This is a genomic window from Paenibacillus sp. FSL P4-0184, from assembly GCF_038004625.1.
Classification (GTDB): Bacteria; Bacillota; Bacilli; order Paenibacillales; family Paenibacillaceae; genus Paenibacillus_AQ.
Window position 1 is genome coordinate 2,889,283 of the sequence record NZ_JBBORN010000001.1, and the last position, 12,385, is coordinate 2,901,667.

The 12,385-nt window shown below is 40.8% G+C and carries 14 protein-coding genes; 13 read left to right on the forward strand and 1 reads right to left on the reverse strand.

Annotated features, from left to right (window positions below):
* Nucleotides 1–12: 12 nt before the first annotated feature.
* The 11 genes from ahpF to MKY52_RS12645 all read left to right on the forward strand — a co-directional run bounded on the left by ahpF (nucleotide 13) and on the right by MKY52_RS12645 (nucleotide 11,025).
* The gene (gene ahpF, locus MKY52_RS12595; RefSeq protein WP_042192017.1) at nucleotides 13–1,542 is read left to right on the forward strand and encodes an alkyl hydroperoxide reductase subunit F; all 1,530 of its coding nucleotides are present in this window, start codon (nucleotides 13–15) and stop codon (nucleotides 1,540–1,542) included.
* Between the two features lie 225 nt (nucleotides 1,543–1,767).
* Complete coding sequence (locus tag MKY52_RS12600; protein WP_341051579.1) at nucleotides 1,768–2,589, forward strand: methyl-accepting chemotaxis protein; 822 nt, start codon at nucleotides 1,768–1,770, stop codon at nucleotides 2,587–2,589.
* A 114-nt stretch (nucleotides 2,590–2,703) separates the two neighbouring features.
* Nucleotides 2,704–3,420, forward strand: a complete 717-nt coding sequence (gene deoD / locus MKY52_RS12605; RefSeq protein ID WP_341051580.1) for a purine-nucleoside phosphorylase — start codon at nucleotides 2,704–2,706, stop codon at nucleotides 3,418–3,420.
* 241 nt (nucleotides 3,421–3,661) lie between these two features.
* Nucleotides 3,662–4,672 (forward strand): cation diffusion facilitator family transporter, encoded by a 1,011-nt coding sequence (locus MKY52_RS12610; RefSeq protein WP_341051582.1) that lies wholly within the window; start codon nucleotides 3,662–3,664, stop codon nucleotides 4,670–4,672.
* 73 nt (nucleotides 4,673–4,745) lie between these two features.
* Nucleotides 4,746–5,066 (forward strand): metal-sensitive transcriptional regulator, encoded by a 321-nt coding sequence (locus MKY52_RS12615; RefSeq protein WP_042131123.1) that lies wholly within the window; start codon nucleotides 4,746–4,748, stop codon nucleotides 5,064–5,066.
* Between the two features lie 107 nt (nucleotides 5,067–5,173).
* Nucleotides 5,174–5,410: a glutaredoxin family protein gene (locus tag MKY52_RS12620; RefSeq protein ID WP_060625785.1), complete on the forward strand. Its 237-nt coding sequence runs from the start codon at nucleotides 5,174–5,176 to the stop codon at nucleotides 5,408–5,410.
* 104 nt (nucleotides 5,411–5,514) lie between these two features.
* Nucleotides 5,515–5,844: a four-helix bundle copper-binding protein gene (locus tag MKY52_RS12625; RefSeq protein WP_042192011.1), complete on the forward strand. Its 330-nt coding sequence runs from the start codon at nucleotides 5,515–5,517 to the stop codon at nucleotides 5,842–5,844.
* 206 nt (nucleotides 5,845–6,050) lie between these two features.
* Nucleotides 6,051–8,483, forward strand: coding sequence for a heavy metal translocating P-type ATPase (locus MKY52_RS12630; RefSeq protein WP_341051584.1), 2,433 nt, complete (start codon nucleotides 6,051–6,053; stop codon nucleotides 8,481–8,483).
* A 32-nt stretch (nucleotides 8,484–8,515) separates the two neighbouring features.
* Nucleotides 8,516–9,139, forward strand: a complete 624-nt coding sequence (locus tag MKY52_RS12635) for a nitrite reductase (RefSeq protein ID WP_341051585.1) — start codon at nucleotides 8,516–8,518, stop codon at nucleotides 9,137–9,139.
* A 237-nt stretch (nucleotides 9,140–9,376) separates the two neighbouring features.
* Entirely contained in the window at nucleotides 9,377–10,375 is a 999-nt protein-coding gene (locus MKY52_RS12640) for a globin-coupled sensor protein (protein ID WP_149644836.1), read from the forward strand.
* 65 nt (nucleotides 10,376–10,440) lie between these two features.
* Nucleotides 10,441–11,025: a dihydrofolate reductase family protein gene (locus tag MKY52_RS12645; RefSeq protein ID WP_341051587.1), complete on the forward strand. Its 585-nt coding sequence runs from the start codon at nucleotides 10,441–10,443 to the stop codon at nucleotides 11,023–11,025.
* A 63-nt stretch (nucleotides 11,026–11,088) separates the two neighbouring features.
* On the opposite strand, the gene MKY52_RS12650 is transcribed toward MKY52_RS12645, so the two are convergent.
* Nucleotides 11,089–11,259 (reverse strand): hypothetical protein, encoded by a 171-nt coding sequence (locus tag MKY52_RS12650; RefSeq protein ID WP_341051588.1) that lies wholly within the window; start codon nucleotides 11,257–11,259, stop codon nucleotides 11,089–11,091.
* 209 nt (nucleotides 11,260–11,468) lie between these two features.
* Between MKY52_RS12650 and MKY52_RS12655 the strand changes: the two genes are divergently transcribed.
* Together MKY52_RS12655 and MKY52_RS12660 are read left to right on the forward strand one after the other, a co-directional pair.
* Nucleotides 11,469–11,729 (forward strand): hypothetical protein, encoded by a 261-nt coding sequence (locus tag MKY52_RS12655; RefSeq protein WP_341051589.1) that lies wholly within the window; start codon nucleotides 11,469–11,471, stop codon nucleotides 11,727–11,729.
* A complete protein-coding gene (locus MKY52_RS12660) occupies nucleotides 11,707–12,363 on the forward strand; it encodes a response regulator transcription factor (RefSeq protein WP_341051591.1) in 657 nt (218 codons plus the stop codon). The genes MKY52_RS12655 and MKY52_RS12660 overlap by 23 nt, the downstream gene beginning before the upstream one ends.
* Nucleotides 12,364–12,385 lie beyond the last annotated feature (22 nt).

Below are 12,385 nucleotides of genomic sequence, written 5' to 3' on the forward strand. Positions count from 1 at the left end.
AGCGAAAGCTAAATGAAATTAGATCAAGAAATAAAAGCTCAACTAGCTCAATACCTAGAACTCTTGGAAGGCGACGTAGTACTGAAAATCAGTGCAGGCTCTGACGAAGCATCTCAAGAGATGGAAGCGCTGGTTGATGAAATTGCCAAAATGTCAGCTAGGATAACGGTAGAAAAAACCGAACTGCCTAGAACCCCAAGCTTTAGCGTAAATCGTGTGGGTGAAGATACGGGCGTAACCTTTGCGGGAACTCCGCTAGGACATGAGTTTACTTCATTAGTGTTGGCTCTATTGCAAGTTAGCGGAAGAGCGCCTAAGGTTGAGCAAAGTGTTATTGATCAGATCAAAAGCATTAATGGCGAATATAAGTTTGAAACTTATGTCAGCCTAAGCTGTCATAATTGCCCTGATGTTGTACAAGCACTGAACCTAATGAGTATCTTCAATCCTGGCATTACCCATACGATGATTGACGGCGGAGTGTTCAAAGAAGAGGTAGAACGCAAAGAAATTATGTCTGTTCCAAGCGTTTACCTTAACGGTGAATTTTTCGAAAGTGGTCGTATGACGGTTGAAGAAATTCTAGCTAAAATGGGTAGTACTGTAGACGCATCAGAGTTTGACAATAAAGCTCCTTATGATGTACTTGTTGTTGGTGGTGGCCCAGCAGGTGCAAGTGCAGCAATTTACGCAGCGCGTAAAGGAATTCGCACAGGGATTGTCGCTGAACGCTTAGGCGGACAGGTTAACGACACACTTGGAATTGAGAACTTTATCAGTGTAAATTACATTGAAGGTCCTCAGCTAGTGGCTAAACTCGAAGAGCAAGTGAAAGAGTATGGCATTGATGTGATGAAGTTACAACGTGCCACACGTTTAGATAAGAATGATTTAATTGAAGTTGAACTCGAGAACGGTGCTGTTCTAAAGAGTAAGACGGTCATTCTGTCGACAGGTGCTCGTTGGCGCAATATGGGTGTGCCTGGTGAAGCTGAATTCAAGAATAAAGGCGTAGCCTACTGCCCACACTGTGATGGTCCTTTATTTGCAGGCAAAGATGTTGCCGTTGTCGGCGGCGGTAATTCAGGGATTGAGGCAGCTATTGACCTTGCGGGTATAGTGAAGCATGTAACGGTTCTGGAATTTGCTCCAGAGCTCAAAGCAGATGCTGTACTGCAAGATCGTCTCTACAGCCTACCTAACGTTACTGTGCTTAAAAACGTGCAAACGAAAGAAATTACCGGAACTGATAAGGTAGATGGTATTTCTTATATCGATCGTGCGACAGAAGAAACTCACCATATTGAATTACAGGGTGTGTTTGTACAGATCGGTTTGGTTCCGAACACAGATTGGTTAGGTGACATGGTTGAACGTACTCGCGTTGGCGAGATCGTTGTAGATAGCCATGGTGCCACAAATGTACCAGGAGTATTTGCTGCTGGCGATTGCACTAATAGTGCTTATAAACAAATCATCATTTCGATGGGATCCGGTGCAACTGCAGCTTTAGGTGCATTTGATTATCTGATCCGCAACTAATCGATACTGTTAATTAAAGCAAGTAACCCAAAGCCCTCACTTTTCACAAGGTGGGGGCTTTTTTTGTATGCTATCCGTATGTTATGAGAGAAAAAGGGGATTTGTAAACTTTTTTGGAGGATTTTATGAGAATTCCTCGAATACATATTTCAAATATGAATTAAGCAAAATTGAGAATTTAGCACGGTTGGAAAAACCTTTTGCTGGAATGGAGACTATATTTCTGTGATTAATAATATTGAATCTTTAGACAAATTTATCGCGATTATACCTATAATAAAATTATCTATTCCGGCTGATTTATCCATAGCCATATGTGATTTGGAACGGTTTGTTGCTTATTTTCCTGGCAATACCATTAATTTAAACATTACCGAAGGACAGCTTTTAAACAAAGAAGAACCGCTTTACATAGCTATACGAGAGAATCAAGCATTAAAGTCCGATGTTCCGGCCAACTTCTATGGATTTGAGTTTACAGGTACAGCGACACCTCTTCATGATCAAAACGGTCAGGTCATTGGCGGGATTGCAGTTCAGATTCGTAGACAAAGTGAATTAAAGGCTATTGTAGAACAAATCTCAGAATCACTGACCCAAGCTAATGAGCAAATCAATAATATTTCGTATGGATCCAATTCACTTGCGGATTACTCTCAGCAACTACTTATTCAATCCCAACAAGCTGGTAGAGATGTGGAGAATACTACAGAGGTCCTATCGATTATTAAAAAGGTTGCTGACCAAACGAATTTACTCGGGCTGAATGCAGCAATAGAAGCAGCTCATGCAGGTGAGAAGGGAAGAGGGTTTGAAGTCGTAGCTAAGGAAATTCGGAAATTTTCACGGGAAACCGTTTCTTCAACTCAAAACATAAATGAAACCATGCTACAAATTAAGGGGATTACGAACCAAATGGCTAATTCGATAGAGAAGATAGCGGAGATCGGACAAGAACAGGCTGCATCTGTTCAGCATACTTCTGCATTTATTGAGGAAATAAAAATAATGTCCCAAAAGCTTAACGAGTTTGCGAATAAATTGTAGCAAGAGAATCAGTTCTTTTTTTGTTGAAACAAAAGAATATTTTAAACGTATATTTAAATTCATGGATGGTATAGTAAGATAGTAGTTGAGTAACAAACTTAGGAGGAATAAATTATGCCAACGCCGCACAATGCAGCACAAAATGGTGAAATCGCCAAAACAGTATTAATGCCAGGAGATCCGTTAAGAGCGAAGTATATCGCAGAAACCTATTTGGAGAACCCAACCCAATTTAATACGGTACGGAATATGTTTGGATATACAGGCACTTACAAAGGTAAAGAAGTGTCAGTAATGGGTTCGGGAATGGGAATGCCAAGTATCGGTATTTATTCTTATGAACTATACAAAAATTATGGTGTGGAAAACATCATTCGCATCGGTAGTGCAGGTGCCTACACAGATAAATTGAATTTATTTGATGTGGTACTGGCGGATAGTGCGTGGAGTGAATCTACATACGCCTATGTGCAAAGTGGTGTAGAAGGAGACGTGCAGCTGCCAAGTAAAGAATTGAACGAAGTCATTGAAGATGCGGCTAAACGTATTAACAAGCCACTTTTGACGGCAAGAATTCATTCAAGCGATGTATTCTATCATGAAGATAACGTGCCAGGCCACAATGAATTTTACAATGAACATGGCTGTGTATGTGTAGAAATGGAGAGCTATGCATTGTTCCATAATGCGAAAGTATTAGGTAAACAAGCAGCATGTATTCTTACTATTTCAGATTCATTAGTTACTCATGCAGTAACCACGGCAGAAGAAAGACAAAATTCTTTCAACAGCATGATGGAAGTTGCATTAGAAGCAGCGATTTCTCTTTAAGATTAAGAAGTGAAAGATAAACTAAAACATCTTTATACAGAAATTGTATAGAGGTGTTTTTTTTATTTTTATAAACTTCTAGCTGAGGATATACCCTTAGGTTCGTTATTGACAAGAAGAAAAATCCAGATCATAATAACATATGAGCACTTGTTCATATGTTATTATGATCTGGAGCTTTTGAATACCACTGCGCGCGCATACAAATACTATCTTGCTGAAGGTAAATAGGAGGTAAATCATGAAGGACAAGAAGAATAATCACAATCATCAGATTGAGCATGTAGACGGGCAACACTCTGATCACGATCACAGCGATCACAATCACTCCCATGCAGGACATGATCATTCCCATGGACCTCACGGTCATCATCATTTTGATCCTAGCGGAAACAAAAAAGGACTAATGATTGCATTAATAATTACGGTAGGAATTATGTTTTTGGAGTTTTTTGGCGGACTGATCACTAACAGCTTAGCGCTGCTATCGGATAGTGGGCATATGCTAAACGATGCAAGCTCCTTAGCATTAAGCCTAGTAGCGGTCTGGTTTGCAACTAAACCTGCATCTCCCAATAAAACATATGGATTTCATCGGTTTGAAATTCTAGCGGCACTATTGAATGGGGTCACCTTATTTGTAGTTGCTGGTTTTATCATCGTGGAGGCTTATGGCCGATTCTTCGAGCCGCCTACGGTTGCAAGTGGTTCTATGATGCTGATCGCATGTATAGGTCTTTTAGCCAATGTTGCTAGTGCTTGGTCTCTTATGAGAAAAGGAGATGTAAAGAATAACATTAACCTTCGCAGCGCTTATCTTCATGTGCTTGGCGATGCTTTAGGCTCGGTAGGGGCTATTATTGCAGGTTTAGTTATGATGATTTTTGGCTGGTATATTGCTGACCCGATTATAAGCGTACTAGTTGCTCTATTAATTCTTAGAGGTGCTTGGGGAATCATCAAACATACCGTTCATGTTCTTATGGAAGGTACACCGATTACAGTGAATCCATCTGAGGTGAAGGCAGTTCTAGAAAATATCGAGGGCGTTATAAATGTTCATGATCTTCATATTTGGACAATTACCTCGGGTCTTGATTCACTAAGCTGCCATCTCTTAATCAAAGATCAGGAAGATGATCAACGTATTTTGCAGCAAGCCATTCAGTTAATAGCGGAACGCTTCAAAATCCAACATACTACTATTCAAATTGAGACATCGGTGATATCCCATGAAGTGATGAAAGTCTAATTATATTTTATATTTTGAATAGATTAGGGGGGCTATAGTATAATAAAACTATATGGAAAGGAGTGATTGGTGCATGGAAGATCATACGCACGAGCACGAATCATGTAGCACGGGTGAACGAAAAAGTCATCACTCTGAGAAGACTAAAAAGAACCTGGTTAGCCGACTCAATAGAATTGAAGGACAAGTAAGAGGGCTAAAGGGATTAATTGAGAAGGACACCTATTGTGATGATGTGCTGCATCAAATCTCTTCGGTCCAATCTGCTTTGAACGGCGTAGGAAAGCTTTTGTTAGAACATCATATGAAGAGCTGTGTCGTAGAACGAATTCAAGATGGTGAAAATGAAGTGTTAGATGAGTTATTAATTACCATCAATAAATTAATTAAATAATTGATAATAGAAAGGATTCGTTGGAATCCTTTTTTATTTAGATTCATGTATAGTATAGGGGGGTATACTAATGTTGTTAGAAAATATACTGAAGGAGGACGACCCATATGAACGTAGAGGTATTTACAACACCGACTTGTGAGGATTGCAGAAATTTTAAAAAGTTCTTAAGTGAGCATCATATTCCATTTACTGAATTTAATATTGCAGATCATCCTGACCATGCAGATACGTTATTTAATCGAACTGGAAAAAGATTGGTTCCTACCATTTTCATTAACAATCAGGTATTCTTCGGATTTGTGTTCAATCGTCAAGAAATTGAGAAACAGCTGCTTGTCTAATGTTCAGTTCGGACAATTTCTCTGAGCATGATAAGTTAGCTCACGATTGGGTATATATAGAGTAGGGGACTATACTAAATTACATCTTGAGAGGAGCTATTATGATGTCACATCAAAACTACAAAGCGTGTATTGAAGAATGTTTAAAATGTATGGTGGCTTGTAATCACTGTTACTCATCTTGCTTGGAGGAAGATCATGTTGGAATGATGAAGGAGTGCATTCGCCTGGATCGTGAATGTGCGGAAATATGCGGATTCACTGCACATGCCCTGTCGATGAACAGTAAATATGCCAAGGCCTTATGTTTAGCTTGTGCAGAGGCTTGTGAAGCCTGCGGCAACGAATGTAAAAAGCATGACCATGATCATTGCCAGCAATGTGCAGAAGCATGTTTTGCCTGTGCAAAAATCTGCCGTGAAATGGCCGCTTAACTCAGTAGGACTCTCTTCAGAGAGGACGGATTCATGAAGGAGTTTTCTCAGAAACAGGATTTCTGTTACTGAGAAAACTCCTTTTTAAGTATTTAGAGTATAGCTTGTCGCTTGACATAATATAGGGTAGGGGGGTATACTAATGTCAAGAAGAGGATGATGCAAACAATGGAAATCATCACAAAAGTGGAAGAGGTGTTTATATAATGACTACTGCTGCGGCGGGACAATCACAAACTTCATTACAAATCACAGGGATGACTTGTGCTGCTTGTGCAAACCGCATAGAAAAAGGCTTGAACAAGTTAGAAGGTGTAACAGAAGCCAACGTAAACTTTGCAATGGAAAGGGCTACAGTGACTTATGATCCGAACATAGTGGACGTAAGTAAGATGGAAGCAAGTATTCAGAAGCTAGGGTATAGCACGGCTAAAGAAGCTGTAGATTTACAGCTTGTAGGTATGACATGCGCTGCTTGTGCATTGAAAATTGAAAAGACTCTGAATAAACTGCCTGGCGTAAGCACCGCTAGTGTGAACTTTGCGATGGAAACAGCACATGTCGAATATAATCCCGTTGAAGTTTCTGTATCTGACATGCAGAAGCGGGTGGAGAAGCTTGGATACAAGGCTGTTCCCAAACAAGAGCAAGGTGACCCAGCGGAACAGCGACAACAAGATTTATCCAAGCAAAAACGTAAACTACTGATCTCCGCGATTCTATCGTTTCCACTGCTGTGGGCGATGGTGAGCCACTTTTCCTTCACTTCGTGGATATGGCTGCCTGATCTTTTTATGAATCCATGGTTCCAATTGATTTTGGCAACACCAGTTCAATTTTATATTGGTAAACAATTTTACATCGGTGCTTATAAAGCACTTCGTAACGGCAGTGCGAACATGGATGTTCTAGTTTCACTTGGGACCTCAGCGGCCTTTTTTTATAGCCTTTATTTAACTATTGTTTGGGCTGTCGATGGTGGGAGTGCGCATCATGGACCAGAAATGTATTATGAAACGAGTGCAGTATTGATTACTCTGGTTCTAATGGGAAAATTGTTCGAATCCTTGGCAAAAGGACGGACCTCGGAAGCTATTAAATCCTTGATGGGACTGCAAGCCAAGACTGCTTTAGTTGTCCGTGACGGTGAAGAATTAAGCATTCCGGTAGAGGAAGTTATTACTGGTGATATAGTACTTGTTCGTCCAGGGAATAAAGTACCTGTAGATGGTGAAGTTCTGGAAGGGATCTCTTCGGTAGATGAATCCATGCTGACCGGAGAAAGCCTCCCTGTTGAAAAGAAAGCCGGAGATTCCGTCATTGGAGCGACGATTAATAAAAACGGTATGCTTCGAATTAAGGCAACAAAAGTAGGTAAGGAAACTGCTCTTGCGCAGATCATCAAAGTGGTAGAAGAAGCGCAAGGTTCAAAAGCTCCTATTCAACGGGTTGCTGACGTCATCTCCGGTATCTTTGTTCCTATCGTTGTTGGGATTGCCGTTATTGCATTTTTAGTGTGGTACTTCATCGTAACACCGGGTGATTTTGCAGGAGCTTTGGAAAAAGCAATCGCCATTCTGGTTATCGCTTGCCCTTGTGCTTTGGGTCTGGCTACGCCAACCTCCATTATGGCTGGTTCCGGACGTGCAGCTGAACTGGGAATCCTGTTCAAAGGCGGAGAGCATTTAGAGCAAACACATAAAATTGATACGATTATCTTGGATAAAACAGGCACAGTAACAAAGGGCAAACCTGAGCTTACCGATATTTTGGTCGAAGGCAACGAGACAGAATTTCTTAGACTGGTGGGTGCAGCCGAGAAGAATTCAGAACATCCACTTGCAGAAGCTATTGTCGCAGGCATCTTGGAAAGAAATATTGAATTGCCAGGGACAGAATCTTTTGAAGCTATACCGGGTTTTGGGATCAAGGCTGTCGTGGAAGGTAAAGAGCTGTTAATTGGTACTCGGCGTCTCATGGACAAATACGGTGTAGAGGCAAGTCATGCTTATAACATCATGTCTACTTTAGAAGAATCCGGTAAAACAGCAATGCTTGTTGCTATAAATAAAGGGTACGTAGGTATGGTAGCCGTTGCGGATACCATTAAAGAAACCTCTCAGGCTGCTGTCAGTCGCTTGAAAGGAATGGGAATCCAGGTCATCATGATTACCGGAGATAACGAACGTACGGCAAAGGCGATCGCTGCCCAAGTTGGCATTGATCATGTACGCGCTGAAGTGCTTCCAGAAGGAAAAGCGGAGGAAGTGAAAAAATTACAAGCGCAAGGAAAGATAGTAGCTATGGTCGGCGATGGTATTAATGATGCTCCAGCTCTAGCTACTGCAGATATTGGGATGGCAATCGGTACCGGTACGGATGTGGCTATGGAAGCTGCAGATGTTACTTTAATGCGAGGCGATCTATCCAGTATCCCTGATGCCATCTACATGAGCCGTAAAACGATGACTAATATTAAACAAAATTTATTCTGGGCACTTGGATACAACTCCCTTGGGATTCCAATCGCAGCACTTGGTTTCTTGGCTCCATGGGTAGCGGGTGCAGCAATGGCGCTCAGTTCGGTTTCCGTTGTACTTAACGCGCTTCGTCTACAACGTGTGAAGATCCGTAACTAAATCGCTTGAGGAATGGAGACGGAGATTAGGATATGGGAGAGATAACGAAAATCGCAGTTGCGCCTCCAATTCAAGTGGGAGGAAGCCTGTTCACACCAGAGCAGCTTGCTACAATTGGAGCTATTGTAGGGACAAATGCAAGAATTGAAATGACATCTTTTAAACAGCTATATTTGGAGGTACCTCTGGAACATCGTGAAGAGATTGTGGAACAACTTGAGCGTACGGGCTTGGAAGTATATCCAGCGGGTTTTGTCACGAAAAGCCTGATTGCTTGTAATTTTTGTAAAGGGGCTGAGGAAGCAGGTCTGGCAGTTGCACAGAAATTAAATCAGTCCATCGCAGGGATTGAAACACCTATGCCACTGAAAATTGGTTATGCGGGCTGTGCACTCGGAACAAGCGAGCCTTTGTTGAAAGACATTAGTGTTGTCAAAATGCGTAATACCTATGAGGTTTTTATTGGAGGAGAACCTAAAGGACTTAAGACTTCAATCGCACAATCTCTTAGATCAGGGCTAAGTGAAGATCAACTCATTCCAGTGATTTTGTCATTGATTAACTACTATAAAGCCAACGCCAAAGGCAAAGAGAAATTCAGAAAATTCATTGACCGGACAACGATAGAATTGCTGCAACAAGTTGTTACAGTGTAGGGTAAGGTTATAATTTTAAGAGGGGCTTCCTTTACAGGAGCTCCTCTTTTTTGTGTGATCTAAGAATAATGTACAAAATGCAAAGTTTGTAAAATTAATAAACTATTTAAGTAAATAAAGTGTTAAAATTTATAAAAATAATACCTTTATTATCAAGATAAATAGATGCCATAGGGGATGGCATGGAAGATGCGATGATCATTATATAAACAGAATGAGAGGGAAGTTGACCAAATTATGATCAATCTTAGTTCAGAACGAAAACAGCAAGTTAGCTATATTGGGATTACTGAGGCTGATTTAAATGTATTAAAAAGTAAGGAGAAAGAATTCAAGCAAATCGTAAGCTCCCTTGTAGATGAATTGTATAAGCAGATGATAGAGGAACCTGAGCTACTCCACATCATTGAACAGCACAGTACGCTTGATCGATTAAAGGAAACGCAGCAGTGGTATTTTTTATCCATGGCTTCGGGTGTGATTGATGAAGCATTTATTGAAAGACGACTGCTTATAGGCAAAATTCACTCGCGTATTGGTCTGACAACGAATTGGTATTTGGGCACTTACATATTATATTTGGATCTCGCTACAGCTTATTTTGAACGGATATTACCGACTGATTGGAAACCCGTCATTCATGCATTAACCAAGATGTTTAATCTGGATTCACAGTTGGTTCTTGAAGCCTACGAAGTCGATGAAAAAGCAAAAATAGAAAATTTATTGGAAAAGCAAAACCACTTGCTTACAGGTGTTAGTTCTGCGGTTCAAGAATTAGTATCCTTAATGGTTCAACTGAAAGATAGCAGTGAATCCATCGAGGAATTAGCTAGTAAGAATGCTGATTATCAAGAGAAAACACATCAAACTGTGTTATATCTCGACAAAGAGGTAGAGTCTATTCATCAAGTGGGTACAATGATTAGGGAAGTAGCTGATCATACGCACCTTTTGGGCTTAAACGCAGCCATTGAAGCGGCAAGAGCAGGGGAGTACGGTAGAGGCTTTGAAGTCGTCGCGAATGAAGTACGCAAGTTAGCGCGTCGCTCAAAAGATTCAATAGGGACGATTGATGAGAAGCTGAATAATATCAACTCCACACTGTCCAAGGTAAAAAAAGAATCGGAACACAATTCCATGTATTCCAGAGATCAGGTGAAGGGCTCTCAAGAACTAGCTTCCTTCGTGAATCTGATTGAAAAAGTGACCGTCGAGTTAGAAAACTTGAAATAATCAAGAATGTCTTATATTGCGGATCGAGTGTTAAGTACTCATTTCTGGTACAAGGAGCGATGAGTGTGCCTGTAGATCATCATGAACAAGATGCAGAAAATTCATCTAGAAAGATTGTGGCAGGTTTATTCATATCGCTGGATGGAGTGGTAGACTCACTTGAAGCCTCACCTAAGAAGTGGGGGAGCAATGAAATGAATGAGACGATTGCTGCGGGTGTTGCACAGGCGGATACGGTACTGCTTGGACCACGTACTTACAAGATGTTAGCCCAGTTCTGGCAGCATCAGAGTGACAATCTACCCATGGCAAGATTCCTGAACCATTCTGACAAATATCTGGTCTCCAGTACGATTACGGAGGACATGCTCGAATGGCAACCTGCAAGCCTGATCAAGGGCAAGCTCTTTGAGGAAATAATGAAGCTAAAGCAACAGCCTGGAAAGAACATTCAGATCCCTGGTAGTCCGAAATTAGTCAGATCCCTATTACAAAATGGATTGTTAGATGAGCTTAGGCTTAATATCTGTCCCGTAGTCGTTGGTTCTGGCATGCGTCTTTTTGACGAGATCACGAATCAAGTCCCACTTCATCTTGTGGACTCAAAAGCTTACAGTAACGGTGTAGTAGGCTTAACGTATCGCATATAATCTTTGAAATGAAACACTCCTTCAGAATATTCTGAGGAGTGTTTTTTTGTTTAACAGTGTGGTTTAGACGTCGGCTTTGGAAACACCGTTTAAGCTGGGAACATAATCGGCAGCTTTATCGATGTTTACCATCTGAGCCGCTTCATTAAAGTTATTGTTATTCTGTGCATTGTTTTTCTTACTTGGTTGATGTTTGCCTGGTTCACCTTTGGGACTGGCGTTATTTTTTGGCATGACATTCACCTCCATATTCTCCCCATAGTATGAGAAGGTAGTTTGAATTTTATGCCAGACAAGGAGGTGATGGGGTGCACGCGTTGTTTATAGATGAAGGAATATCATGCATAAAAGTATATTATTCCCTATTGAAATCATTTAAAATGGCAGAGAATACATGGCTCGAATTACAAATATGTATAATTTTGTTCTTCCGGGAGATTCAAATGAGAGTGAAACCCGTTATTTTTTCATTTCAGGGCTACTTTGCAGTTTTTGCTTTCTTATCATTCATTTTGTGGGGATCATCATATCAGCATATGGGCTTGTCTGGCATCAAAGAACGTGTAGCGAGTTTAGAAGGAAAATGTACGTTTAACTCGGAGAAGGGTAAAGGGTTGGAGGTTATTATTTATTTACCGACAACGACTTTTGTGGAGAAGAAAAATAGAGGAGGCGATGACGATGATACGTATCTTGTTGGTTGATGATCATCCTTCAGTTGGAGAAGGAACCAAGAATATGATTGAGCAGGATGCTGATATGGAGGTAACCTTTGTTTTGTCAGCGATGGAAGCTTTCGATATGCTGGAGCAGCAAGGATTTGATGTGATATTATGCGATCTTAATATGCCTACAATTAGCGGACTCGAATTCACCAAAAGAGCCGTTCAGCGTGATCTCGAATCTAAAGTGGTGATTTATACCGGATATGAAATCAGTGCACATTATAACCTGTTGATGGAGTCAGGGGTTACAGGATTTATCTCTAAGACAGCTTCCAGAGAACAGCTGTTAAATACCATTCGTTGCGCACTAAGAAATGAGGCTGTCATTCCAGTTTCTTTACTAAAGCAGCTGCGCAGAAGTGATATCAAGATATCCAATAACCGGGATAATCAGTTCATTCAAGAAGTATCTATTAATCAAAAAGAACAAGAAATACTCCAGGAAGTTGCCAGTGGAAAAAGTAACAAAGACATAGCCAGCAAGCTCTTAATGTCACAAAGGACAGTGGAGTATAATCTGACGAGAATCTTCGAGAAGCTGAGTGTGCATTCGAGATCAGAAGCTATCGTAGAGGGAAAACGGCTGGGACTTGTTAGAACGGAGCAATTTTGAGCTGGACAAATACATAGTCTTG